The organism is Microbispora sp. CL1-1 (assembly GCF_012034195.1).
GTDB lineage: Bacteria > Actinomycetota > Actinomycetes > Streptosporangiales > Streptosporangiaceae > Microbispora.
This window is the reverse complement of the sequence record NZ_JAATEK010000013.1, coordinates 56476-81162: the sequence shown is the minus strand read 5'-3', so window position 1 is coordinate 81162 and position 24687 is coordinate 56476. Positions and strand designations below refer to the sequence as shown.

The window sequence follows — 24687 nt, the reverse complement described above, 5'->3', positions numbered from 1 at the left end:
GTGAGGTAGGCATGAGCACGTCCGGCACGGCACGACCCGTCGACCTGTTCGGCGCGGATCTGGTGCGCAACCCGTTCGAGGGCTACTCGCGCCTGCGGGAGCAGGCCCCGATGGTGCGCGGCTCCTTCCCCGGCCTGGACTCCCCCGTCTGGCTCGTCACGCGGTATGACGACGTCAAGACCGTGCTGGGCGACCGCAGGTTCGTCAACAACCCGGCCAACGTGCCGGGTGCGAACGTGCACAACATCCGCGAGCAGCTCATCGAGGCCCGGGGCATTCCCTGCGAGTACGCCCCGTACATCCTCGACAGCGTCCTCGACTCCGACGGCGACGACCACCTCCGGCTGCGCAGGCTCGTCTCGCGCGCCTTCACCGCACGCCGGGTGGCGGAGCTGCGGCCCCGGGTCCAGGAGATCACCGAGGACCTCCTCGGCAGGCTGCCCGGCCACGCCGAGGACGGCGTCGCCGACCTGATCGAGCATTTCGCCTACCCCCTGCCGATCACCGTCATCTGCGAACTGGTCGGCATCCCCGAGGAGGACCGCCCGCTGTGGCGGGAGTGGGGCAGGAGCCTGGTCTCACTCAGGTCCGGAGCGATGGCCGAGCCGCTGCGGCACATGGTGACCTACATCCGGGAGCTGATCGCCCGCCGCCGTGCCGAGCCCGCCGGAGACCTGCTGACCGGCCTGATCCGCGCCCACGACGAGGACGGCGACCGGCTCACCGACACCGAGATGGTCACCATGGTCCTCACGCTCGTCCTCGCCGGGCACGAGACCACCGCCCACCTGATCGGGAACGGCACCGCCGCCCTGCTCACCCACCCGGACCAGCTCGCCGCGCTGCGGGCCGCCCCGGAGCTGCTACCGCGCGCCGTGCACGAGCTGATGCGCTGGTGCGGGCCCGTCCAGGGCACCCGGATCCGGTACGCCGCCGAGGACGTCGAGTTCGGCGACATGACCGTGCGCCGGGGCGAGCCGGTGATGGCGGTGCTGGTGTCGGCCAACTACGACCCCCGGCGCTTCGACGACCCCGACCGGCTCGACGTCACCCGCGAGCCCGACGGGCACAAGGAGGTCCACGTCGGCTTCGGCCACGGCCTGCACTACTGCCTGGGCGCGGCGCTGGCCCGGCAGGAGGGCGAGGTGGCCTTCGGCGCCCTGCTGCGCCGTTATCCGGCGCTCGAACTGGCCGTCGCCCCGCAGGACCTCGACCGGCAGTTCCTGCCCTTCTCCTGGCGCCTCGCCCGTCTTCCCGTACGCCTGGGGGCGTGAGCGGACGTCAGGGGGACGTGCCGGGGACGGCCTGGCCGGCGATCAGCGGTTCGAGGGTGAGGCCCTCGTGCTCGCGCTGGATGGAGCGCATGCGCCACTGATCGGTGAACACGGCGAGCAGGGCCTGGTCGCGGCTGCGGATCAGCACCTCCGCGCCGCGCTGGCGCCGCAGCACCTCCGCGGACTCGGCGTCGGTGCGCAGGGCGAGGCCGTACTCCAGCCGGTCGAGCACGATCTCCGCGCCGAACTCGGTGGCCAGGCGCTGCTCCACGACCTCGAACTGCATGGGCCCGACCGCCGCGAGCACCGGGGCCTGGTCGCCGCGCAGGTCGGAGCGGAGCACCTGGATCACGCCCTCGCCGTCGAGCTGGTCGATGCCGCGGCGGAACTGCTTGGCCTTGGCGGTGCTGCGCGACCGGGCCACGGCGAAGTGCTCGGGGGCGAAGCTGGGGATGGGCGGAAACTCCACCGGCGTCCCCTCATAGAGGGTGTCGCCGGGCCGCAGCGCGGTGGCGTTCACCAGCCCGACCACGTCTCCCGGGTACGCCTCGTCGATGGTGGCGCGCTCCTGGCCGAACACCGACTGGGCGTACTTGGTGGCGAACGGACGGCCGGTGGCGGCGTGGGTGAGCACCATGCCGCGCTCGAACCGGCCGGAGCAGACCCGGACGAACGCGATCCGGTCGCGGTGGGCGGGGTCCATGTTGGCCTGCACCTTGAAGACCAGGCCGGAGAACGGCGCGTCCAGCGGCCGGTCCGCGCCCTCGACGTCCGGGCGGGGCGCCGGGGCGGGGGCGAGGTCGACGAGCACGTCCAGCAGCCGGGCCACGCCGAAGTTCGACAGCGCCGCGCCGAACAGCACCGGCGTGGACTCGTGCGCCTCGAACGCCTTCTGGTCGTGCTCGGCCCCGATGGCGGCGAGCAGGTCGGCCTCCTCCCCCGCGCGCACCCAGTCGGCCCCGAGCTCGGCGGCGGCCTGCTCGGGGGTCAGCTCGGTCTCCAGCGCCTTGGTCGCGCCGCCGGGCGTGCGGGTGTAGCGGACCGCGCGGCCCTGCAGCCGGTCGACCACGCCGTGGAAGTTCCCGGCCGCGCCGATCGGCCAGGTGACCGGCGTGGGACGCAGCCCGGTGCGCTCCTCGATCTCGTCGAGCAGCTCCAGCGGCTCCCGGCCCGGCCGGTCCCACTTGTTCACGAACGTGATGACGGGGATGCGGCGGTGGCGGCAGACCTCGAACAGCTTCATGGTCTGCGGCTCCATGCCCTTGGCCGCGTCGAGCAGCATGACCGCGCAGTCGACCGCGGCCAGCACGCGATAGGTGTCCTCGGAGAAGTCCGCGTGGCCGGGCGTGTCCACCAGGTTGAACACGTGGCCGCGATAGTCGAAGCGCAGCGCGGCCGACGTGATGGAGATGCCGCGGGCCCGCTCCATCTCCATCCAGTCGGACGTCACGCCCCGCCGCCCGGCCTTGCCGTGCACGGCTCCCGCCTGGGTGATCGCCGAGGCGTGCAGGGCCAGCGCCTCGGTCATCGTGGACTTTCCCGCATCCGGGTGGCTGATCACCGCGAACGTGCGGCGCCTGGCCGCCTCACTCGCGGCGGCGCTGGTGGCGGTGCTCATCGCCGCGTCCCCCTGTCGGCGCGGGCGCGGGTCGTCGTGATGCGGTCGTACGTGCAGGCCATCCGTGCTCCCAAACAGCATGAGGACGGTTGAGGTTACCGCACGCCGGAGGATGCGAAGGATCTAGACGGCCCGGCTCACTCGCCGGGGGACGTGAAACGGCGCAGCTCCCACGGATCGTGGGCGGAGAAGACCTCGACCTCGTCCGCGTGGTCGCGGACCAGGGCGCGCAGCCGGTCGCGGTTGCGCAGCCGCAGCTCGGCGTCGACCTGCGAGCCGGTCTGCACGAAATCGAGCAGCGGGTGCGGCTGCGGCTCGTCCGCCCGCAGCTCGCCGTGGTAGAAGTACGCGTCGCCCGCGTGCAGCAGCCACCGGCCGCCGTCGCGCACCGCCACCGCCGCGTGCCCGGCCGTGTGCCCGCCGAGCGGCACCAGCAGGAAGTCCGCCGGCAGCCCGTGCGGCAGCCGTACGCCGCCGAAGCCGAACCACTCCTCGCCCGCGCCGGTCTCGTACGTCTCCCACCGGGGCCCGTGGGCCCAGTGCGCCGGCCGGTAGCGCCTGCTGGGGGCCTCGGCGAGCGCCGCGGTCAGTTCGTCCTCCAGGACGTGCACCCGGGCGCCCGGGAAGTCCGGCAGGCCGCCGGAGTGGTCGACGTCGAGGTGGGTCAGCAGGACGTGCCGCACGTCGGCGGGCGCGTATCCGAGCCGCTCGACCTGCCGCACGGCGGTCTCGGCCGGATCGAGCACCGGCTCGACCATCTCGGTCCAGTCCGCGGCGAGCGAGCCCGCCGGGTCGCGGACGTCGCCGAGCCCCAGCCCGGCCTCCACGAGCACCAGGCCGTCGCGATCGGTCTCGACCAGCAGGCAGTGCGCCACCGCGTGCGCGGACGGCATGCCGTCGTCGATGGGCTCGAGCTTCCGCATCGAGCCGCAGTTGAGGTGATGGATCTTCATTCGGAGTCCTTTCGCGCAGCGGCATCGGCGGCGTCGGCGACCATGCCCCCGACCATGCCGCCGATCCGTTGCGTGACCGAGTGGATGACGGCGGCGTCGCGGCGCACACGGGCGAGCAGGAGCGCTCCCTGCAGCGACGACAGCACCAGGTCGGCGACCGCCTCGGGGTCGTCCACGCCGTGCCCGCGCAGATAGCCGGCCAGGCCGCGCAGCCAGGAGGCGTACGTCGTGTCGCAGGCCGACCTGATGGGCTCGCTGTCGCCCGCGGCCTCCAGCGCGACCGTGGCCACCGGGCAGCCCTCCTGGAACCCCGACTCCTCCAGGTCGCGGGCGAGCAGATCGCCGATCCGGGCGACTGCCTCGGCGGGGCCGGAAGCGGCGGCCACGGCCGCGGCCATGCGCTCGCCCAGCTCACCGCCCGCGATCGCCACCGCCTCGGCGGCCAGCTGCTCCTTGCCGTCGGGGAAGTGGAAGTAGAGCGAGCCCTTGGGCGCCCGGCTCTCCGCCAGCACCTGGTTGAGGCCGGTGGCGTTGTAGCCCTGCCGCTGGAAGAGCCCGGCGGCCGTGCGCAGGACCCGCTCGCGCGTGTCGTTCCTTCGCGTCATGCCGATCAGACTAGACCGGTCTACATAGTTTCGGCAAGATCCCCGTTCAGAGCGCGTCTACGGCGCCTGGTCCTCCCCGGCGAGCTGTTCGCCGAGGCCGGTGCGGCGGTAGGGCAGGCGGCGGCCGTCCCGTTCGCCGGTTATCAGGCCGGCGTCCCTGAGCGTGGTCAGGTGGTGCGACGCGGTCGCCGGGGCCAGCCGGAGGGCGGCGGCCACCTCCCCCGTGCCGGCCGGTTCCGCCAGCAGGGCGAGCACGGCCGCGCGGGTCGGGCCGAGCAGGGCGGCCAGCGCCGCCGGCGGTTCGGCCGGCGCGGGCCGGTCCCACAGCCGGCCGTGGCCGCGCGGCGCGTACCACAGGGCGCGTCCCGACGGGGTGCCGGTCATCGTGTACACGTGCGGGCCGGTGAACCCGGTCGGCAGCAGCGTGAGCGGGTGCCCGTCCAGGCCGAACTCGCCGTCCTTGTCGTACGCCAGCCGCAGCGCCCCGCCGTCCCAGTCGAGGCGCGGGTGCAGATCCGTCAGCAGCGCCCCCGGCCCGCGCTCGGCGGCCAGCAGCCCGCGGCGGGTCACCTCGCCCTCCGCGAGCGCGCGCAGCCGCGGCCAGCTCGGCGCGATCGCCGTCGAGAAGTAGCGCCGGATCTCCCGCACCGTCACGGCCAGCGCGCCCGCGGGGTCGGTCGCGAAGCGCTCGGTTTCCGGCGGCGCGCGGTGCCCGGCCCAGGCCCGTTCCACCTCGGACGCGACCCGGTCGAGCGGCGTGGCCGCCACCACCCGCAGCTCCTGCTCCAGGGTCGGGCGGGTGACGGGCGGCGCCGGGGTGAGGAAGTCCGGCACGTAACCGCTGGGGCCCGGGACCAGCGGACGGAGCGTGGTCAGTCCTCGCAGCAGCGGCTCGGCCCGGGCCGCCAGGACGCGGGGACCAGACGCGCCGAGCGGGAGCGCAGCGCGAGGCAACTGGCCACGACCTCCGCCATCGGGCTGTGCGCGAACCTGAGCCGCAGCAGGTCGGCGGGGGCGAGCTCGATCCGGATCACCCGTCCATTCGAGCATGCTCGAACGGTTAACGGACAGCGGCCCCGCGTTCCTACGGTCGGCGCATGGAATACACCCGTTTGGGGCGGACCGGCCTGCGCGTCAGCCGGATCTGCCTCGGCACCATGAACTTCGGCTGGCAGATCGGCGAGGCCGAGAGCCACGCGATCCTCGACCGGGCGCACGACGACGGCGTCAACTTCGTCGACACCGCCAACATGTACGGCAGCGAGACCGGCGACGGCCTGAGCGAGCGGTTCATCGGCCGCTGGTTCGGCAAGACCGGCCACCGCGACCGGATCGTGCTGGCCACGAAGGTGTACGCCCCGATGACCGACTGGCCGAACGACGGCGGGCTGTCGGCCCGGCACATCATCGCCGCCTGCGAGGCGTCGCTGCGCCGCCTGGGCACCGACTGGATCGACCTTTACCAGATGCACCACGTGCAGCGGGACACGCCGTGGGAGGAGATCTGGCAGGCCATGGAGACGCTCGTCGCCCAGGGCAAGGTGCGATATGTGGGGTCGTCCAACTTCGCCGGCTGGCACCTCGCCCGCGCCCAGTCCGCGGCCGACCGGAGGAACTTCCTCGGCCTGGTCTCCGAGCAGTGCAAGTACAACCTGCTCACCCGGCACGTCGAGCTGGAGGTGCTGCCCGCGGCGATCGAGCTGGGGATCGGGATCCTGCCCTACTCGCCGCTGCACTTCGGCGCGCTGTCCGGGGCGCTGCGCAAGCAGCGCGAGGGCGCGGCCGGTCGCAGCGTCCTGCACGCCCCCGAGCGGGTCGAGCCGCACCGGGCGGCGATCGAGGAATACGAGAAGCTCTGCGCCGATATCGGTGCGGAGCCCACCACGGTCGCGCTCGCCTGGCTGCTGTCGCGGCCCGGAGTGACCGCCCCGATCATCGGGCCGCGCACCCCCGGGCAGCTCGACCTGCCGCTGACCGCGCTGCGCACCGAGCTGTCCGCAGAGACCCTGGCCTGGTTGGAGGAGCTGTTCCCCCCTGTCGGCAACGGCGGCCCCGGCCCCGAGGCCTGGGCCTGGTGATCCCGCGCCCATGAGCCTCACCCAGTCGCGCACGCGGGGCGGTACGCGGGGCCGTACGCGGAGGCGGATGCGAGGCCGTACGCAGGGCCGTACGCGGAGGCGGATGCGGAGGCGGATGCGGGGGCGGCGGCCGGGTCCGTCGGCACACTTCAGGATGGAAACGCCCCCGCCCGGCGCTCGTCCGGCCTTTTCTGCCTTTTCTGCCTTTTCTGCCTTTTCTGCCTTTTCTGCCTTACGAGCCTTTCGGGCCGGTCCATGCCCTGCTCGATTTCCTGCCTGCCGCCTTATGTCCCGTACGTGCTTATGCCCATGTCCCGCAGGCGCGTTTTGCGGCTTTTATGACCCGCCTGAAGCTCCAACTTAGCCCCTCGGCGAGTTGCCGCTCACGGAAAATAGGTGAGAGAATTAATACAAGTTTTCGAATGACTTGAGGAGGGCGAGATGGATCTGTTCAATCCAGACCCTGATCGCTCTCGTCGTGCGAATAGTTTCGACGACGGCTGGTGGGATCGGTTGACCGCCAATTCCCCGCTGTGGTCGTCCGACGGTTCATCCGCCCACGAGCCCTTCCCCATCATCGGCTTCGAGCCCCCGCAGCGTGCGAGCCGTGCCGAGGACGAGGGCGACACTGGCGCTGATGGCGACGCCGATAGCAGCACCAGCGATGACGCCCCCGGTGCCGGTCAGGGCAAGGGCCGGTCGTCGTGGGTGGTGGTGGGGTCTGTTCGTGAGCTGACCCAAGAGCTGGCGCTGACCCCGCTTCCCGACGACGTGGATACCTGCCTGGCCGAGGCGGAGGAGTTGCTGTTCGCCCGTGACCGAATCACGAGTGCGCTGGCCGATCGGGTGGGGCGGGTGCATCGTGCGGGACAGGCCAGGCAGCATGGGCATGCCTCCACCCGCTGCTGGTTGCGCACCAGCGGGGGGATGACGGTGGGCGGTGCGGGCCGCCTGCTCACGTTGGGGGCGGAACTGCCGCGCCTCCCGGTGGTGCGGGAGAAGTTCGCTGCGGGTGACCTGGCGGCGGGGGTGGTGGAGGCCATCTGCGCCGCCGTCGCCGGGCTGTCCGACGAGCAGGCCGCGTTGGCCGAGCCGATCCTGGTGGAGCTGGCAGGAAAAGCCGGGGCGGCCGAAGTGGCCAAAGCCGGCCGCCACCTACGCGCGGTGCTCGACCCCGACGGCGAAGAACGCGACGAGCAGGCCGACTACGGGCGGCGCTTCCTGCGGGTCCGCACCAGTAAGGGCGGCGGTGTGGAAGGGGAGTTCTACCTGCCGCGTGAGGCCGGCGCCCGGCTGATGGCCTTGTTGCAGGCCTATGCCAAGAAGAGGGCGCAGGGGGATGACCGCCCGCTGACGGTACGCCAGGCCGACGCGCTGATCGCCCTGCTGGAGCAGAAGATCGCCACCGAGCTCCTCGTCGTGGTCAGCGCCGAATCCCTCCCCACCGACCCCGACAACACCGACACCAGCGACTCTGCCCCCGACGACGACGCCGACCCCGCCGCCGACCTTGCTGACGGCGAGGCCGACGACACCGTCTCCGACCCGATGAGCGGCCCCGGTCACGCGAGCGGCGCAGACGACCCCGACGACTTCGACGCTGCCCAGGCCGACGACACCAGCGGCTACGCCCCCAATGAGACCGGAAGCACCGAGGACCCGAGCCAGGGTGACGACACCGTCTCCGGCGAAATGGGCGGCCACGATGATGCGGGCGGCAGCGACGCCCCCGATGGCTCAGATGAGTTCGACACTGCCGAGGCCGCCCCCGCCACCGCCCCTGCCGCCGACTCCGCCATCGACCCTGCCCCTGGCTCCACCGATGCCACGACCGGACTTCGCGACAAGGAGTCTCGCGAGTATGGAGTCGGTGAGCGCGAGGCCGGTGGGCGGCGGCCCGGTGAGTGCGAGGCCCGTGACCGGCGGCCCAGCGAGCGCGAGCTGCGCGACACCGCGAGCACTGCCTCTGCCGACTGCGACATAGCGCCCTCGGAGGCGGCGCGGCCAGACCCTCCTCCCGAGGACGCCTCCCCACGTCACACCCACGCCGGGCCCCGGCCTGCGGGGGACTGCCGGCATGGCCAGGGCACGTGCCCGTGCGACGGCCAGGCGCGCTGCTCGGGTGCGACGCAGGCACCGGGGGCACCGGGGCCATCGGGAACGGCGCCCGGCGGGCCGGGACCGGAGCCGGAGACACCACCCGGGAGGGCATCGGGAACAGCACCGGGAGCCGGGCGAGGAACACCGGAGACCGCGCAAGGAGCGACGCAAGGCGCGTCACCGGGAGCAGCGCCGGGGGCGTCGGCAGGCGTGCTGCCCGGGGCACTGCTCGGACCAGCGCTGGTGGCATCGCTGGGGGCATCGCTGGGGGCGTCGGTGGGGATGGCGCCGGGGTTGTTGCCGGCGACCGGGCAGGTGCTGCCCGTCTCCAGCGTGCACCGCCTCGCCCGCACTTCCACTCTGGTGCGGATCGTCATGAACGCCGAGGGACAGGTCCTCGACATGGGCCGCAAAGTCCGCCTCGCCACCCCCGCCCAACGACGGGCCGTGTACGCCCGGTATGCCACCTGCTGGATCGACGGCTGCCCGCTCCCGGCGACCATGTGCCAGATCGACCACGCCGACAACTGGAGCAGCGGAGGGCTGACGGACCTGAAGCTGCTGGGCCCGGCCTGCCAGTTCCACAACCGCGACCGCTACCAGCACCCCGAGCGCTACACCCGCCGCAACGTAGGCACTGACCGCTGGGCCTTCACCTACCACCGCCTGGGAACAGCCCGGCGACTACGGGAATGAGGCGGGGGAGTGAGGAGGGGCGACGCACGGGGGGGCACCGACCGCTGGGCCTTCACCTACCACCGGATCGGGATCAGGCGGCGGTGCTACGAGAGCGACTGAGCCGCGCCGACCACGAAGGACTCCAGCCGGTGCAGCAGCGCGGCCATCTCGCTCTCGGGCAGGCGGGTGGTGTCGGCGTTCAGCTCCACCCCGAGCGTGCCCTTCCAGCGCATCAGGGCCACGCAGAAGTCGCAGCTGCGCTTGTCGGTGCCGGGGACACTCCAGCTCGGACTCCCCGTCCGCGCCGCCGCCGACACACGGGTCCTCGCCGGGGCGCAGGTCGTTGAAACAGCACGACGGGAACATGGGGACCCCCCGGTCGGCGCTCATCCGGTCGATCATCGCGTTCAGGGCCAGCGAGTCGAAACGGGCCCGCCGGTAGGACGCGAGAACCGCCGGATAGGCGCTCACGAGGGTCTCGGGAAGGCTCTCGCAGGGCCCGAGGGTGAACAACCCCAACTGGTTGAGGCTGGTGACCAGGTCCCGGCTCCGGTCGTTGAAGCGGTTGTGCACGATCGGGGTGATCGCGCACACCTCGTGGCCGGTCAGCTCGCGCAGCAGCACGGCGACCGCCACGAGCAGGACGGTGGCGGTGCTGACGCCGGCGCGGCGGGCCAGCACCTGGCCGGCGCGGTTGAGCCGGGGCGACGACAGCACGGCCCGCGCGTATCGCGGCGTCGCGCCCGCTCCGGCCGCTTCCGGGAACATGGCGGACGGCACGGTGTGCGGAGCAGCGTCTCCCACTGCGCGATCGCCCGGTCCGAACGGGCCGAGGCCATCGACTCGTCCCGCACGAGGTCGAGCAACTGCGACGGCGGCGGCCCCGCGATCGCGCCGCGGAGCAGCAGCATCCGCAGGTCGCGCACCACGACGTCGGCCGCGTGCCAGTCCGCGACGACGTGGTTGAGCACCAGCGCCACATGTGTGGCGGCGCCGTCGCAGACGACGAGACCGGCGCGCAGCGGCTGCTCGCCGTCGCCGAACGAGCGGCCGGCCAGGCGGGCGACGAGGTCCGCCGCCGCGCCGTCCGCGGCGTCGCGTGCCACCTCGACCGTCTCGATCGGCAGGGTCCCGGCCGCCGCCACCTCCTGGTACGGCCCCTCCGCGCCGAGCCGTACGAGCGATCGCAGGGCGTCGTGCCGGCCCATCACCTGCGCCAGGGCGGCCGCCACGGCCCGGGGACTGCGCGGGCCGCCCGCGCCCGGGACGGCGAGGAGCCGGGGCACGTTGAAATAATGCGCGTTGTCCGGCCCGACCTTCTGGATGGCCTCCCAGATGTCCCGCTGCCCCCATGCGAGCTCCGCCGTTCCGGAACGATCGGCGGCGAAGTCCACAGAAAGCCGCATGGCTCTCCTTTATCGAACGCGGGCGGGTGGATCCGGAAACGCTCCAACGAAGGCTAGGTTTGCGCTCCGCGCCGGTCAAGATTCGGCTTTGACCATTCGGGAAACGCTCTCACGTCACCCCCGGGATATGGGCCCGCCGAAAACAGGGCAAGAACTGCGCGTGAAAATCGCCGTCATCGAAGCGGAACTGACGGGAGTGAATTTCCCTCGTGGAACTTCGGCGCCCCTATCCTTTACCGCGGGGCGGCCGGCTGCGGGTGTTCACCGGTCCGTCCCGAGGACCAGGCCGCTGGTGGGCACGCCGGTGCCGGCGGTCACGATCACGTTGCGCACGCCTTCGGGCTGGTTGACGCTGGTGCCCCGCACCAGCCGCACCGCCTCGGCGATGCCGTTCATGCCGTGCAGGTACGCCTCGCCGAGCTGGCCGCCGTGGGTGTTGAACGGCAGCCGCCCGCCGAGCTCCAGGTTGCCCTCGGCCACGAAGTCCTTGGCCTCGCCGGGGGCGCAGAAACCCAGCTCCTCCAGTTGCGGCAGCACCAGCGGCGTGAAGTGGTCGTACAGGATCGCCGCGTCCATGTCGGCGGGGCCGAGGCCGCTCTGCGCGTACAACTGCCGCCCGACCAGCCCCATCTCGGGGATGCCGGTGATGCGGGGACGGTAGTAGCTCGTCATCATGTGCTGGTCGTCGCCGGAGCCCTGGGCCGCGCCGAGGATGACGGCGGGCGGGTGCCGCAGATCGCGCGCCCGCTCGGCCGAGACCACGACCAGCGCCTGCCCGCCGTCGGTCTCCTGGCAGCAGTCGAGCAGGTGCAGCGGCTCGGCGATCCAGCGCGACGCCTGGTGGTCTTCGAGCGTGATGGGCCGCCGGTAGAACCAGGCCGCCGGATTGGTCGCGGCGTGCGTCCTGTCGACCACGGCCACCCGGCCGAAGTCCTCGCTGGTCGCGCCGTACTCGTGCATGTAGCGGCGGGCGAACATGGCCACCCACTGGGCGGGCGTCGACAGGCCGAACGGGGTGAGCCACGCGTACGCCGCGCCCTCGGCCCCCGTGTCGGCCGGGTCGCCCGCCTGGCCGAGGCCGTAGCGCAACCCGGAGCGCTCGTTGAAGGCCCGGTAGCAGACCACGACGCCGGCGACGCCGGACGCGACGGCCAGCGCCGCCTGCTGGACGGTGCCGCAGGCCGCGCCGCCGCCGTGCGGGATGCGCGAGAAGAACGTCAGGTCGCCCATGCCGGTGGCACGGGCGACGTGGATCTCGGCGTTGGTGTCGGCGGTGAACGTCACCATCCCGTCCACGTCGGACGGCTTCAGGCCGGCGTCGGCGAGAGCCGCGAGCACGGCCTCGCAGGCGAGCCGGAGCTCGCTGCGGCCGGAGTCCTTGGAGAACTCGGTGGCCCCGATGCCGGCGATCGCCGCCGCGCCCGAAAAGCCGCTCATGTCACGTCCTTCGCGGGAAGCCGTACGGCGACGGTGCCGGTGACGTGGGCGCCCAGGCCGTTCTCGCCGCGTACGGCGATCTCGACCCGGTGGTCGTCGTCGTGCTTGGCGGTGACCGTGCCGGTCAGCGTCATCGTGTCGCCCGGGTAGTTGGGCACGCCGAGCCGGATCTTGATGGCCTTGACGACGGCGGCCGGGCCCGCCCATTCCGTGACGTACCGGTCGACCAGGCCGTTGGTGGTGAGGATGTTCATGAAGATGTCCTTCGACCCGCGCTCGGCCGCGAGGCCGGGGTCGTGATGGACGTCCTGGTAGTCGCGACTGGCGATCGCGGTCGCCACGATGAGCGTGCGGGTCAGCGGGATCGGCAGCGCGGGCAGCTCCTCCCCCACCGCCACCTCCTCGTACGTCCGCCCGTTCATGACACGACCCCGAGCTGCGGGCGGAACACGGGAAGCGACAGGCCGGGATCGGCGTCCAGCCAGTCGAGGACGACGGGCATGCCGATCTCGACCTCCCCCGGCTCCACGCCGACGAGGTCGGTGACGAGCCGCGTGCCCTCCTCCAGCTCCACGAGCGCGACGATCAGCGGATAGCCGAACGCCGGGTGGCGGGGGTGATGGTTGACCACGAAGCTGTAGACCTGCCCGCGGCCCGACGCCTCGGCGGTGTCCCACTCGAACGAGCCGCAGTGCGGGCAGCAGGGGCCGGGCGGATGGCGCAGCGTCCCGCACCCGGCGCAGCGCTGGATCACCAGCCGGTGCTCGCGCGCCGCCTCGAACCAGAACGCGTTGTCGCGGTTGATCACCGGCCGCGGCCGCGACGCCTTCGGGACCCGCTCGCCAGGGGAGGACGCCTTCGGCCGGAACCACAGCAGGCGCCAGCGCTGGACGGCGACGACCTCGCCGTGCTGGTCGGTGTAGGTGCGGACCGTCGTCACGAACCGGCCGGCGCCCAGCGCGGTGCTCTTCTCCGGGGAGATCGACTCCACCACCTCGCGGACGCTCACCCGGTCGCCGACCACCAGCTCGCGGTGGAACTCGAACTCCGAGTCGGTGGCCACCACCGAGGTGTAGCCGTCCTTCTCCAGCAGCGCGTACAGCTCCTCGGCCCCCGGCGCTCCGCCGGCGCCTCCCCCATCGGGAGCCCGGGCGTACCCGCGCATCGTCCACGCCTGGGTCATCGACGCGGGCGCGACGATCCCGGTGCGGCCGGTCGCGCGGGCGGCGTCCTCGTCGAGGTAGATCGGGTTGCGGTCGCCCATCGCCTCGGCCCAGTGCCGGATCATGGGCGCGTTCACCGGGTCGGGCCCCTCCTGCGGGGGAAGGATCTCCCGTCCGGCGAAGTCCTCGTAGGCGGTCATCGGTCCTCCACACCGGTCTGCACGCCGGTCTGCACGCTGTCCAGACGTTAGTCAGCGGGACCCGCCGGCGATCCGGCGAATCCCGCTGACCGGGAGCGGAGTGAGACCGAGTGAAGCGGAATGAGGCCGAGTGAGGCCGAGTGAGGGCCGGGTCAGGCGGGACCGAGCCGCAGGCTCTTGAACTCGGTCGCCTGGGCGGCGATCGCCTTCTCCGTGGGCAGGCGTTCCATCGACGACGCCCCGAAGAAACCCGCGATCCCGTTCGTGTGATCGAGCACGAACTGGGCGTCCTGCGGCTCGGCGATGGGGCCGCCGTGGCACAGCACGATGACGTCGGGGTTCACCGCGACGGCGGCGTCGCGCATCTCCTGCACCGCGGCGGCGGCCTCGTCGAGGGTGAGGGCGGTCTCGGCGCCGATGCTGCCGCTCGTGGTCAGCCCGACGTGGGGCACGAGAACATCGGCTCCGGCCTCGGTCATCGCCGCCGCCTGCTCCGCGTCGAAGACGTAGGGGGCGGTGAGCAGGTCACGCCGCCGCGCCTCCCTGATCATCTCCACCTCCAGCCGGTATCCCATCCCGGTCTCTTCGAGGTTCTGCCGGAACTTGCCGTCGTACAGCCCCACGGTGGGGAAGTTCTGCACGCCGGCGAAGCCCATCGCCTTGAGCTGGTCGAGGAACGGGCCCATGAGCCGGAACGGGTCGGTGCCGCATACCCCGGCCAGCACGGGGGTGTCGCGGACGACCGGCAGGACCTCCCTCGCCATGTCGACGACGATCGCGTTGGCGTCGCCGTACGGCAGCAGCCCGGCGAGCGACCCGCGACCGGCCATGCGATAGCGGCCCGAGTTGTAGATGATGAGCAGGTCGGCCCCGCCCGCCTCGGCGGCCTTGGCCGACAGGCCGGTGCCCGCGCCCGCGCCGATGATGGGCCGGCCGGCCCGTACGGTGGCGCGCAGACGTTCGAGAGCTGTCTCGCGGTTCATCTCAGTCTCCAGTTCAGCGTGCGGAGTCGGACGCACGGATGAGGCGGTGCAGCGCTTCCGCCGCGGCCCGGCCGAATCCCGGGTCGTTGATGGCGGCGTCCACGTCGTGGACGGGGACGCCGGTGTCCTTCAGGGCGTCCCGCAGCGCGGTGAAGCAGGCGGCGTCGGCGTCGGGGTCGGCGAAGGGCCCGCCTTCGACGTCGATCCCCGAGACGCCCTTCAGCGGCAGGAAGACCTCCACCGGCCCGGTGGCGCGGCCGAGCTTGCCGCCGATCCTGGCGCCCAGCTCGGCCATCTCCTCGCGGGTCGTCCGCATGAGGGTGACCGTGGGGTTGTGCACCAGGAACTTCCGGTCCGCGAACTTCTCCGGCACCGTGTCCCGGGGCCCGAAGTTGACCATGTCGAGCGCGCCGACGCTGACCACCTGCGGGATGCCGGCCCGCCCTGCCGCCTCCAGCCGGTCCGGTCCCGCGGTGAGGACGCCGCCGACGAGATCGTCGGCCAGCTCGGTGGTGGTCAGGTCGAGCACGCCGTCGAGCATGCCGGAGGCGGCGAGGGCCTCCATCGCCCGCCCGCCGGACCCCGTGGCGTGGAAGACCAGCACCTCGTATCCGAGGGCGGTCAGGTGGTCGCGGGCCTCGTCGACGGCGGGCGTGGTGAGCCCGAACATCGTCGCGCCGATCAGCTTCCGGTCGTCGCCGGTCCCCGTCTCGCCACGGACCCGGGCGTACCGCTGGGCCATCCCGGCCATGGCGGCGGCGGCGTTGCCGAGCACCGCCCGCGAGAGCCGGTTGATGCCGGAGATGTCCACGACGGAGTACATGAGCGTGACGTCCACGTCTCCGACGTACGGGCGGACGTCGCCCGAGGCCATGGTCGAGACCAGCAGCTTGGGCACACCGACGGGCAGGGTCTGCAGCGCCCGGGCCGCGACCGACGAGCCACCGGAGCCGCCGATCGCGAGCAGGCCGTCGAGGCGGCCCTCGTCGTACAGCCGGCGGACGACCACGGCGGCGCCGGTCGCCATCGTGTCCATCGCGGCGCCGCGGTCGCGGCCGGCGCGGAGCCCGTCGAGGTCGGCGCCCGCCGCCCGGGCCACCTCGTCCGCGCCGACGTCGGCGTGCTCCGCCCCGGCGGCGAAGGTGCCCACGTTCACCAGGAGCACGTCGCAGCCCGCCTCTCGCAGCCGGTCACGGACCCAGAGGTACTCCTCGGTCTTGGTGTCCAGCGTTCCCAGCAGCACTACCGTCGCCACCGCGGCCTCCTGTCGTCGTCGACCTGCCCGTACGGTCGAGAATGTCCGGCAGCGGCCGAACCGGCCAGGCCAATCACGCAGAATTGGTCCACGCGTACAGGGGGACGGTGAGATGGCACGCGCGGAACATGTCGACAGTGCCGCGTTGGCCCGCCTGCTCGGGGGCTGGCGGGCGGACGACATGCCGCTGCCGCACGCCCTCGCGGACGCGCTCGACGAACTGGTCGCCGGCAACGTGCTGGTCGAGGGGGCCGCGCTGCCGCCGCAGCGCGCGCTGGCCGCCGCGCTGGGGGTCTCCCGCGGGACCGTCGCCGAGGCGTACGCGGAGCTGGCCGCGCGGGGGCGGCTCACGTCACGGCAGGGATCCGGGTCGCGGGTCCGGCGCGACCGCAGCGCGGGCGGCGGCGACCACGTCGTCGACGGACGGCTGGCGTCCTTCGGCAGCACCCGCCGCCTGGCCGAGCTCGACCTGTCCAGCGGCGCCCTGCCCGCCCTGTCGCTGGTGCGGGAGGCCGTGTCAGCGGTCGACCTATGCGAACTCGACGTCTATCTCGCCGGCGACGGCTACTACGCGGCGGGGCTGCCGCGTCTGCGCGCGGTCGTCGCCGAGCAGTATCGCGCGCAGGGGCTGCCGACGGAGGCGGATCAGATCCTCGTCACCTCCGGCTCCCAGCAGGCCGTCTGGTTGTGCGCGTCGTCCCTGGTGACGCCGGGAGACGAGGTCCTGGTCGAGGAGCCGGGCTACCGCGGCGCCATCGAGGCGTTCCGTACGGCGGGGGCGCGGCTGACGGCGGTGCCCGTGCGGGCGGACGGCCTCGACCTGGATCACCTCGACCGGGTGGCGCGCCGGGCCGCTCTGCTCTACTGCCAGCCCGCCGCGCACAACCCCACGGGGATCAGCCTGCCCGCGGCGGCCAGGGAGCGGCTCAACGAGATCGTCGGCAGGCACGGCCTGCTCACGATCGAGGACCGTTCCTGCGCCGACCTCATCCTCGACGACCGCGGGGTGCGCCCGCCGCTGCCCGATCCGCCCGGCCCCGGCCTGGTGATCCGGATCGGCACCGCGTCCAAGCTGCTGTGGGGCGGGCTGCGGGTCGGGTGGATACGCGCGGAACGCCCGATGATCAAGCGGTTGACGCAGGCCAAGGCGGCGCTGGACCTGGCCGCTCCGGTGCTCGACCAGATGGTGACCGCCGAGCTGCTGACGCAGGCGGACCGGGCCCGGCGGGAGCGCACGCGGCGCCTGCGGGCCCATCTCGCCGACGCCGTGGCGGTCCTGGCCGAACGCCGCCCGGCGTGGCGGTGGACGCCGCCGAGCGGCGGCACGGCGCTGTGGATCGACACCGGGACCGACGCCGTCGCTCTGGCCGAGCGCGCTCGCAGGAGAGGCGTGCTGGTCACCGCAGGCCCGGCCTTCTCCCCCGCGAACGCGCAGCGCTCCCGGATCCGGCTGCCGTTCTGGCGGCCCGTGGACCAGTTCGCGCAGGCGGTCGACCTGCTCGAATGAGCGACGGCGCCGGTCACAGTGTCATCTCATCCGGGTCATCTCATCCGGGTCATCTCAGTGCCGGGTCACCTCAGCGCTGATCGCGGGCCTCGGCGGCGAGCAGGCGGCGCCGGTGGTCGGCGAACACCTCGTCATTGGACGAGACGGTGGCACCGGGCACGGTCGGGGAGACGAACGTCGGCACCACGACGCCCCGGCCGGCCAGCACGGCGGCCGTACGGGTCACGATCTCGTGGCTGACCACGCTGGCCACCACCGTCGAGGCGCCCCCTGTCGGACGGTCCCAGCCGTCCACCTCGATGATGGCGTCCTGCACCGGCACGCCGGTGTCGATCGTGACGTCGCAGATCTCCGCGATCCGCTTGCCGCTGGAGTGCTCGGCCGGGCGTTCCAGGTTGGCCACCGAGGTGACCGCGACGGTGAACAGCCCGCGCTCGGCCGCGTACATGGCCGCCTCGACGGGCGCCGCGTTCCTGCCGCCGTGGCTGTAGACCACCATCACGTCGCCGGGGGCGAGCGGCTCGTGGTCCAGATACTGCTTGATGTATCCCTCGGTGCGCTCCAGCCAGAGCAGCTCGCGCACGCCGCCCGGCCCCAGCACGTTGTGCCACATCAGCCGGGGATCGGTGAGCGGGTGGATGCCCGCGAAGCTGCCATACCTGGGGAAGGCGTCCATGGTGGGGATCACCGAGTGGCCGCTGCCGAACAGGTGGATCAGGCCGCCGTTCTGGATGGCGTCCGCGCTGCGCTCGGCCACGGTCGCCAGCGCCTCCTCCTGTGTGGAGGCGAGCCGGTCAAGGATGGTCATCAGGGTTCGGGTGTAACTCACGGACGTTTCCTTTCATGGGGTCCGCAGCGCCAGCCGCACGCGGTATCGGTCTCCGCGCATGACGCTGCGTACGTGTTCGAACGGGCCGTGGGCGTCGAAGGTGAGGCGTTCGACGTAGAACGCGTGCGCGCCCGCGGCCACTCCGAGGGTCGCGGCGTCCTCGTCGAGGACGCCGCCGACCGTGAAGGTCTCGACGGCCTCGCGCGGGACCAGCCCGTACTTCTCGTTGAGGGTCTGGTAGAGCGACCGGTCGGTGAAGTCGATGTCGTCGATACCGGGGAACCGGTCGAGCGGGAGGAGCGCGGTCTGCACGCCCACCGGCCGGGTGCCGTCGGTCCTGAGCCTGCGCAGCCGCAGCATCCGGGCGTCCGGCGGCAGCTGCATCTCGGGGGGCAGGTCCTCCTCGCCCGCCGTGACGACCGACTGGCCGAGCACCCGCGAGCCCGCGCTGTGGCCGAGCTGCGCGAGCTCGGCGGTGAACGACGTCACCCACCGCGCGCCGGCGGTCAGGCTCGTGTCGCGGACGAAGGTGCCCCGGCCCTGTTCCCTGACCAGCACCCCGCGGTCGACCAGCCGGGCCACCGCCTGCCGGACCGTGACGCGGCTCACGCCGTACGCCTTGCCCAGCTCGTCCTCGGTCGGCAGGCGCTGGCCGGGCACCCATTCGCCGGCGTCGACGCGCTGCTGGAGGCTCCGTTCGACCTGCAGATAGAGAGGGACACCCGAGGTGGGGTCCAGCCCCTTCACGATCACCATTCCTCCGTTCTGGCGATGAGGAGTGCCCCCACGACGCCCGCCCGGGAGCCCAGTGCGGCGGGCCGCACCGGCACCCGGCGGCCGTCGGGTGAGGCGAACCTCGCGACGTGCCGCTGGAGCGGAGGGCCGAGGACGTCCATCGCGTCGGCCAGCCCGCCGCCGATGAGAATGATCTCGGGATCGATCGTGCTGGCGACAGCCGCGACTCCCCGGGCGAGGCGGGCGGCGTACGCGTCGAGCGCGGCGCACGCCCGCTCGTCTCCCGCGCGGGCCGCCGCCATCAGGGCGGGGCCGTCGCGCAGCGACGAGCCGGACGCGGCCCGCTCGAACGACCCGTGAACAGGGCCGTGAACAGGGCCGTGAACAGGGCCGTGAACAGGGCCGTGAACAGGGCCGTTGAGAGGGCTGTCCGGCACGTCGGCGGGCAGCCAGCCCCACGAGCCGGCGCTGCCGTGGACGCCGCGCCAGATCCGGCCGTCGATCAGGAGGGCGCCGCCGATGCCGGTGCCGACGGCCAGCAGCACGGCGGACCTGGCCCCCTTGGCCGCGCCTTCGGCGGCCTCGGCGAGCAGCGTGAGGTGGCCGTCCAGGGCGAGCCGTACGGGCGCGCCGAGGCGGGCCTCCATGTCCTCCCGCAGCGGGCGGCCCTCCAGCCACGGCAGCGCGGGGACGAACACCGGCCGATCTTCCCCGGAGGTCCCCGGCAGGCCGATCCCGACTCCGGCCGGCCGGGCGATTCCCGCGCAGAGCGTGGTCACCTGGGCGAGGAACGCGTCGTAGGAGCCGGCCACCGGGGCCGTGACGAGCTCGCCGCGTCCGTCCGGCGTCTCGGCCAGGACCCGTACGGAGGTGCCGCCGACGTCGATGCCGACGTACGTCGTCATCCCTTCACCCCCGTCCGGGAGATGCTCTGGACGAACACGCGCTGGGCGAGCAGGAACACCACGATCGTGGGCACGCTGGCGATCAGCGCCCCGGCCATGACCACGTTCTGGTACTGCACGCTCGTGCTGTAGGACAGCAGGCGGCTCAGCGCGAGGACGACGGGGAACTTGTCGTCCGACTGCAGGATCGACAGCGGCCACAGGAAGTTGTTCCAGTAGAAGACGAAGGCGAAGATCGCGAGGCTGACCAGCGCCGGGCGCAGCAGCGGCGTGACGATCTGCCAGACGATGCGCCCCTCCGAGGCGCCGTCCAGGCGGGCGGCCTCGATCAGCTCGTCGGGGACGTCCGCGATGAACTGCCGCATCAGGAAGATGCCGAAGGCGTTGGCCAGCCAGGGCAGCATCACGCCCATGTAGGAGTCGGCCAGGCCCATCGTGGAGACCAGCCAGTACAGCGGCACCAGGGTCACGATCGGCGGCAGGAACATCGTCGCGACGACCGACCAGAAGAGCAGGTCGCGGCCCCGGAAGCGATACTTCGCGAACACGAAGCCCGCCATGACGCTGGTCACCAGCACCGACAGCGTGGAGACCCCGGCGATCAGGACGCTGTTGGCGAAGGCGCTGCCGAAGGGGACGGCCTGGAAGACCTCGCCGAACGCGGAGAACGTCACGTGCGACGGGAACCAGGTCGGCGGCGCCTTCTGGAGCTCCTCCGGGCCCTTCAGCGCCGAGATCACCATCCAGTAGAGCGGGAACAGCGGCACCAGGATGACCAGCCCGAGCGCGAGCGCCGTGGCCGCGCGTGCCGTGCGCCTCATGACCGTCCCTCCGCCGCCGTACGCCTGCGCATGGCCGCGAGGACGACTCCCGTGACGGCCACCAGCACGAGCAGCAGGCTGAAGGCCATCGCGCTCGCCTGGCCCGCCATGCCGTTCTGGAACGCCGCCCGCTGGATCGCGTACGACAGGACCGTGGTGCTCTCGGCCGGCCCGCCCTGGGTGAGGATGTAGACGGGGTCGAAGACCTGGATCGCGTTGATCGCGGCGATCAGCACGATGAACGTCGTCGTACGGCGGAGCAGGGGCAGCGTGACGCTGAACGTCTGCCGCCAGAAGCCGGCGCCGTCGATGCGGGCCGCCTCGTACACGTCGTCGGGGATCTGGGTGAGCCCCGCGATGACCAGGATCGTGTAGTAGCCGGTCATCTGCCAGACGTGGAAGATCACCAGGGAGAACAGCGCGGTCCCGGGGTCGCTCAGCCAGGCGGGCGAGTCGATCCCGAGGGCGCCGAGCGCCTGCGAGATCGGGCCGTAGTCGGGCGCGTAGAGCGCACCCCAGACGATCGCGATGGCCACCGTGGGGATCACGTAGGTCGAGAACAGCGCGGCCCGCGCCACCGCCTTGCCCGCCGTCTTCGGGAAGTAGAGCAGCATCCCGAGCGCCAGGGCCAGCGGAACCGTCGTCACCAGGACGAGCACGACGTAGACCAGGGTGTTCCCGAGCGCGTTCAGGAAGTCGTCGCTGTGCAGCAGGTCGGCGTAGTTGCCCAGGCCCCGCCACGTCATCTGCGTCAGCGGCGTGTACATCGACCAGTCGTGCAGGCTGATCCAGAAGGTCAGGGCGATCGGCACGGCGACGAACAGGACGATCACCGCCATCGCCGGCGAGAGGAAGGCTATCGCCGCCCCTCGCCGGGCGTGCCCCCGAGCAACGGTCATGCCCCGGCCTTGGCCAGGATGTCGGCGACCTCACTCTGCGCCGCGGTCATCGCCTGCTGCGCGGTCTCCTTGCCGAACACGATGTTCTCGATGTGCTTCTGCACGGCCTGGCTCATGGCCTCGCCGCCCAGCACCGTCGGGAACGGCTTCGCGTTCGGCAGCTCGGCGACGTACGCCGCGATGAACGGGTCGGACAGGTCGGCCTTGTGCGCCGTGAGGTCGCTGGTCCTGCTGGGCAGGATGCCCATCGACATCAGGATGTCGCCCATCGCGGACGAGCCGCTCTTGCCGCTGTCGGGTCCGTTGAGGAACTGGAGGAACTTCCACGCCGCGTCCTGCTTGGCGGGCGAGGCCTTGCCGTTCACCATCGTCAGCCAGGAGTAGGACACCCCCGCCGAGGCCGTGCCGTCCGGGCCGACCGGCACCGGCGCCACGCCGACGTCGGAGTAGCGGTCGCCCATGGCCTGCTTGAGCGCGCTCTGCCACCAGTTCGCCATGATGATCATGCCGGTCTTGCCGTTGACGAAGTTGTCGAGGTAGGGCCCGGTGGTGTTGGCGTTGGCGCTGCTCATGGACGGCTGGGTGGCGCCGCTCTTGATCAGGTCGGCGTAGAGCTGCGCGGCGGCCACGACCTTCGGGTCGTCCAGCTTGGGCGTGCTGCCGTCGAGCAGCTGCCCGCCGTTGGAGTCCACCAGCGACAGCCAGGGGTGGACGGCGCCCGAGGCCCAGCTCGTGATCACGCCGAAGCCCTGCTGCGTCACCTTGCCGCCGTCGCGCTTGGTCAGCTTGGCGGCGTCGGCCTTCAGCTCGTCCCAGGTCTTGGGCGGCGCGGGGATGCCCGCCTCGGCGAACAGCTTCTTGTTGTAGTTGAGCGCGTAGAGGTCGACCTCGTTCGGATAGCCGCGCACCTGGCCCTGCTTGGTGACGTCGTCGACCATGTTGCCCGGCCAGGCGGCCTTGACGTCCGCGGCCACGTCCGAGGGGGCGGGAGCGGCCAGGCCGTCCCGCACCAGTTCGGGCAGCCAGAGGTCGTAGATGCCCGCGATGGTGGGGCCGTTGGGGCTCGCGCCCTGCGTCCTCAGCGTGCTGAGCAGGTTCGCGAACGGGACCGCCCGGATGTCCACCGTGACATCGGGGTTCTTGGTGTGGAACGCGGCGGCCGCGGCCTTGAGCGCCGTCACCTGTTCGGGTCCCCAGTGGGTAAGGAATGAAATCGTCTGCGGTCCGCCGGCCGCTCCGTTGTCCGCTGAGCCGCCGCATCCGGCGAGCGCGAGCGCCAGCACGGCACCTAGTGAGATCGCTCCGACAGTTCTCAAGGGGGTCTGCCTCCTCCCCGCTGTACGCCGCCGCCGACCGGGCGTCGTTACATCGTTAGGTTGTTATAACGAATTTTTGCCGCGAGGGGAAGGGCTGCGGGCGAGGACGTGAACGAGCGAGCGGCCCGGCGGTTGCCGCCGGGCCGCTCTTTCACCTCTGCCGGGTCACCGCATGACGAAGCGCTGGGCCGCGGTGCCGTTGCAGTCGTAGATCTGCAGGCGGGTGCCGTTGCCGGTCGCACCGCCGGGCGAGTCGACGCACCGGCCCGACTGGGGGTTCTGGATCGACCCGTCGGCCCGCAGCACCCAGTTCTGCGCGCCGGTGTTGTTGCAGTCGTAGAGCTGCAGCGGGGTGCCGTTGGCGGTGCCACCCGACCGCACGTCGAGGCAGCGGCCGAGGGTGCGCAGCGTCTGCCCGCTCCAGGTCCAGAACTGGTCCTTGGCGTAGGACTGGCAGTCCCACAGCTGCACCGCCGCGCCGTTGCCGCCGGTGTCGTCGCCCGCCACGTCGACGCACTTGCCGCCGGGGCCGATGATGTTCGCGCCGGACGGGCCGCCCGTGCCCCCGCCGAAGCTCCCGATCGTCATCCCGGCCGACGACGGGTTGGGCTGGTCGATGACCGGGGCGAACCCGCCGACGTCGTCGTAGGAGAAGCCGTAGGCCAGGCCGTTCAGCGAGTGGGCGTGGATCGTCTTGCTGAACAGGTTCGACGCGGACTGGCCGTAGAACTTCGTGGCGTCCGTCGTCGGCTGGGTGTCGTACATGACCCGGCCGGTCGTCGAGAGCGTCGCGCGGTTGAGCGCGGCGCAGACCCGCGCGCCCACCGCGAGGATGGCCGCCTGGTCGGGCTGGTTCGGCGGCTGCATGCCGCCGGCGCACGCGAAGACGTCGCTCGTGGCCGGTTTGGTGAGCGTGCCGATGACGGCGCCGGACGCGTTGCGGAACGTCCAGTTCGCGCCGCTTGTGGTGCCGGTGAAGGTGCCCAGCGACGTCTGCACGGTCAGCGGACGCGTCGCGTAGTAGGACCACACGCCGTTCACGTAGGAGTCGAGGTACGTCGAGGGGAACAGGCCCTTGGCGATGGCGTGGACGGGTGCGAGCACGCGCAGCGGGAGGCCGTCGGAGGCCCGGGTCGTCGTCAGGGCCGACCACGGCGACCCCAGGCCGGCGAACGCGTTGAGGATGGCGGCGCGGTCGCCGGCGATGCCCTGCGTCTGGGTGTTGCCGGAGGCGTCGGTGACGCCGACCGTCAGCGGGAAGCCGAACATGTCGACGGTGGTGGAGTTGATGAAGATGCCCGCGCCGCCGTTGCTCGTCCGGGCGAACTCGGCCCAGTCGTAGAGGATGCCGGCGTTCGGGTCGCTGTCGACCCAGGGCGCGGGCTCGACCAGCCCGTTCGTGGTGAGGAAGAAGCGCAGCTTCGCGCCCATCGACACGTAGACGCGGCCGCCGGACAGGTTCGGCGGCAGCGTGACGGTCGTGCGGGCGCCGGTGCCCGGCCCGGGGATCGCGATGTCCGGCGCGGGAACCGGCCCGTTGGGGATCGACGAGGGGAAGGAGTAGGCGCGCCACGTTCCCGAGGCGTCCACATAGCCCTGCTGACCGGTGATCGAGTTGCGGGCGACGACATAGACGTACGTCGCGTCGCCACGGCCGGAGTTGTTGGTGATCGTGAAGGGCAACTGCGTGACGGCGGCGTTCGCCCGCTGCCCGGCGGCGAGGACCACCGCCTGGGCCAGCAGGACGACGGCGAGCAGGGCGCGCCGCCATCGCCGCGACGACATGTGCATCTCTCGGCTCCTCTGGGGGGTGAAGGGCGTAGACGAGCTGTGAGAGCGCTCTCAGACAAGTAACTTTACTGTTAACTGACCACCCGTCAATAGGCATCTGACACCTGTCATGCCGCCGCCGGGAGCCGAGCCCG

Annotated in this window: 23 protein-coding genes; 4 read left to right on the top strand and 19 right to left on the bottom strand. The window is 72.2% G+C overall.

The genetic code is table 11. From position 1 onward, the window contains the following. Positions 1-11: 11 nt before the first annotated feature. Entirely contained in the window at positions 12-1274 is a 1263-nt protein-coding gene (locus HCK04_RS17770; RefSeq protein ID WP_142648459.1) for a cytochrome P450, read from the top strand. A 7-nt stretch (positions 1275-1281) separates the two neighbouring features. Here the strand turns inward: HCK04_RS17770 and HCK04_RS17765 are convergent, their stop codons facing one another. The 5 genes from HCK04_RS17765 to HCK04_RS17745 all read right to left on the bottom strand — a co-directional run bounded on the left by HCK04_RS17765 (position 1282) and on the right by HCK04_RS17745 (position 5484). After that, complete coding sequence (locus HCK04_RS17765) at positions 1282-2892, bottom strand: peptide chain release factor 3 (protein WP_142648458.1); 1611 nt, start codon at positions 2890-2892, stop codon at positions 1282-1284. A 137-nt stretch (positions 2893-3029) separates the two neighbouring features. Further along, the gene (locus HCK04_RS17760; RefSeq protein ID WP_142648457.1) at positions 3030-3845 is read right to left on the bottom strand and encodes an MBL fold metallo-hydrolase; all 816 of its coding nucleotides are present in this window, start codon (positions 3843-3845) and stop codon (positions 3030-3032) included. Beyond that, on the bottom strand, positions 3842-4450 hold the full coding sequence (locus tag HCK04_RS17755) for a TetR/AcrR family transcriptional regulator (protein ID WP_142648456.1): 609 nt from the start codon (positions 4448-4450) through the stop codon (positions 3842-3844). The genes HCK04_RS17760 and HCK04_RS17755 overlap by 4 nt, the downstream gene beginning before the upstream one ends. Before the next feature lie 57 nt (positions 4451-4507). Beyond that, positions 4508-5284: a helix-turn-helix domain-containing protein gene (locus HCK04_RS44235; protein ID WP_168066030.1), complete on the bottom strand. Its 777-nt coding sequence runs from the start codon at positions 5282-5284 to the stop codon at positions 4508-4510. Between the two features lie 38 nt (positions 5285-5322). Beyond that, positions 5323-5484, bottom strand: a complete 162-nt coding sequence (locus HCK04_RS17745; protein ID WP_168066028.1) for a hypothetical protein — start codon at positions 5482-5484, stop codon at positions 5323-5325. Between the two features lie 63 nt (positions 5485-5547). Here HCK04_RS17745 and HCK04_RS17740 point away from each other — a divergent pair, with 63 nt between their 5' ends. After that, on the top strand, positions 5548-6528 hold the full coding sequence (locus tag HCK04_RS17740) for an aldo/keto reductase (protein WP_142648454.1): 981 nt from the start codon (positions 5548-5550) through the stop codon (positions 6526-6528). 513 nt (positions 6529-7041) lie between these two features. Then, positions 7042-9324 carry an HNH endonuclease signature motif containing protein gene (locus HCK04_RS17735; RefSeq protein WP_168066025.1) on the top strand — a complete coding sequence of 761 codons (2283 nt, stop codon included), beginning with the start codon at positions 7042-7044 and terminating at the stop codon, positions 9322-9324. A gap of 86 nt (positions 9325-9410) precedes the next feature. On the opposite strand, the gene HCK04_RS17730 is transcribed toward HCK04_RS17735, so the two are convergent. The 7 genes from HCK04_RS17730 to HCK04_RS17700 form a co-directional block, all read right to left on the bottom strand. After that, complete coding sequence (locus HCK04_RS17730; RefSeq protein WP_142648452.1) at positions 9411-9623, bottom strand: hypothetical protein; 213 nt, start codon at positions 9621-9623, stop codon at positions 9411-9413. A gap of 288 nt (positions 9624-9911) precedes the next feature. After that, positions 9912-10712, bottom strand: coding sequence for a hypothetical protein (locus HCK04_RS17725; RefSeq protein WP_142648451.1), 801 nt, complete (start codon positions 10710-10712; stop codon positions 9912-9914). 261 nt (positions 10713-10973) lie between these two features. Further along, complete coding sequence (locus HCK04_RS17720; protein ID WP_142648450.1) at positions 10974-12149, bottom strand: lipid-transfer protein; 1176 nt, start codon at positions 12147-12149, stop codon at positions 10974-10976. After that, entirely contained in the window at positions 12146-12571 is a 426-nt protein-coding gene (locus HCK04_RS17715) for a MaoC family dehydratase (RefSeq protein WP_142648449.1), read from the bottom strand. Before HCK04_RS17715 ends, HCK04_RS17720 begins: the two co-directional genes overlap by 4 nt. Beyond that, positions 12568-13512: a bifunctional MaoC family dehydratase N-terminal/OB-fold nucleic acid binding domain-containing protein gene (locus tag HCK04_RS17710; RefSeq protein ID WP_142648448.1), complete on the bottom strand. Its 945-nt coding sequence runs from the start codon at positions 13510-13512 to the stop codon at positions 12568-12570. The genes HCK04_RS17715 and HCK04_RS17710 overlap by 4 nt, the downstream gene beginning before the upstream one ends. Before the next feature lie 152 nt (positions 13513-13664). After that, positions 13665-14495 (bottom strand): phosphoenolpyruvate hydrolase family protein, encoded by an 831-nt coding sequence (locus HCK04_RS17705; RefSeq protein ID WP_142648447.1) that lies wholly within the window; start codon positions 14493-14495, stop codon positions 13665-13667. Between the two features lie 13 nt (positions 14496-14508). Next, on the bottom strand, positions 14509-15750 hold the full coding sequence (locus HCK04_RS17700) for a Tm-1-like ATP-binding domain-containing protein (protein ID WP_142648446.1): 1242 nt from the start codon (positions 15748-15750) through the stop codon (positions 14509-14511). Positions 15751-15862: 112 nt separating this feature from the next. Here HCK04_RS17700 and HCK04_RS17695 point away from each other — a divergent pair, with 112 nt between their 5' ends. Then, positions 15863-17257 carry a PLP-dependent aminotransferase family protein gene (locus HCK04_RS17695; protein WP_142648445.1) on the top strand — a complete coding sequence of 465 codons (1395 nt, stop codon included), beginning with the start codon at positions 15863-15865 and terminating at the stop codon, positions 17255-17257. Between the two features lie 70 nt (positions 17258-17327). On the opposite strand, the gene HCK04_RS17690 is transcribed toward HCK04_RS17695, so the two are convergent. The 7 genes from HCK04_RS17690 to HCK04_RS17660 form a co-directional block, all read right to left on the bottom strand. Further along, a complete protein-coding gene (locus tag HCK04_RS17690) occupies positions 17328-18086 on the bottom strand; it encodes an SIS domain-containing protein (protein WP_205830391.1) in 759 nt (252 codons plus the stop codon). Positions 18087-18098: 12 nt separating this feature from the next. Beyond that, positions 18099-18842, bottom strand: coding sequence for a GntR family transcriptional regulator (locus tag HCK04_RS17685; protein WP_142648444.1), 744 nt, complete (start codon positions 18840-18842; stop codon positions 18099-18101). Beyond that, on the bottom strand, positions 18836-19726 hold the full coding sequence (locus tag HCK04_RS17680) for an ROK family protein (protein WP_142648443.1): 891 nt from the start codon (positions 19724-19726) through the stop codon (positions 18836-18838). Before HCK04_RS17680 ends, HCK04_RS17685 begins: the two co-directional genes overlap by 7 nt. After that, positions 19723-20547: a carbohydrate ABC transporter permease gene (locus HCK04_RS17675; RefSeq protein ID WP_142648442.1), complete on the bottom strand. Its 825-nt coding sequence runs from the start codon at positions 20545-20547 to the stop codon at positions 19723-19725. The genes HCK04_RS17680 and HCK04_RS17675 overlap by 4 nt, the downstream gene beginning before the upstream one ends. After that, the gene (locus HCK04_RS17670) at positions 20544-21446 is read right to left on the bottom strand and encodes a sugar ABC transporter permease (RefSeq protein WP_142648441.1); all 903 of its coding nucleotides are present in this window, start codon (positions 21444-21446) and stop codon (positions 20544-20546) included. The genes HCK04_RS17675 and HCK04_RS17670 overlap by 4 nt, the downstream gene beginning before the upstream one ends. Then, positions 21443-22627 (bottom strand): extracellular solute-binding protein, encoded by a 1185-nt coding sequence (locus HCK04_RS17665; protein WP_205830390.1) that lies wholly within the window; start codon positions 22625-22627, stop codon positions 21443-21445. The genes HCK04_RS17670 and HCK04_RS17665 overlap by 4 nt, the downstream gene beginning before the upstream one ends. Before the next feature lie 300 nt (positions 22628-22927). Beyond that, complete coding sequence (locus HCK04_RS17660; RefSeq protein ID WP_142648440.1) at positions 22928-24553, bottom strand: beta-1,3-glucanase family protein; 1626 nt, start codon at positions 24551-24553, stop codon at positions 22928-22930. Positions 24554-24687 lie beyond the last annotated feature (134 nt).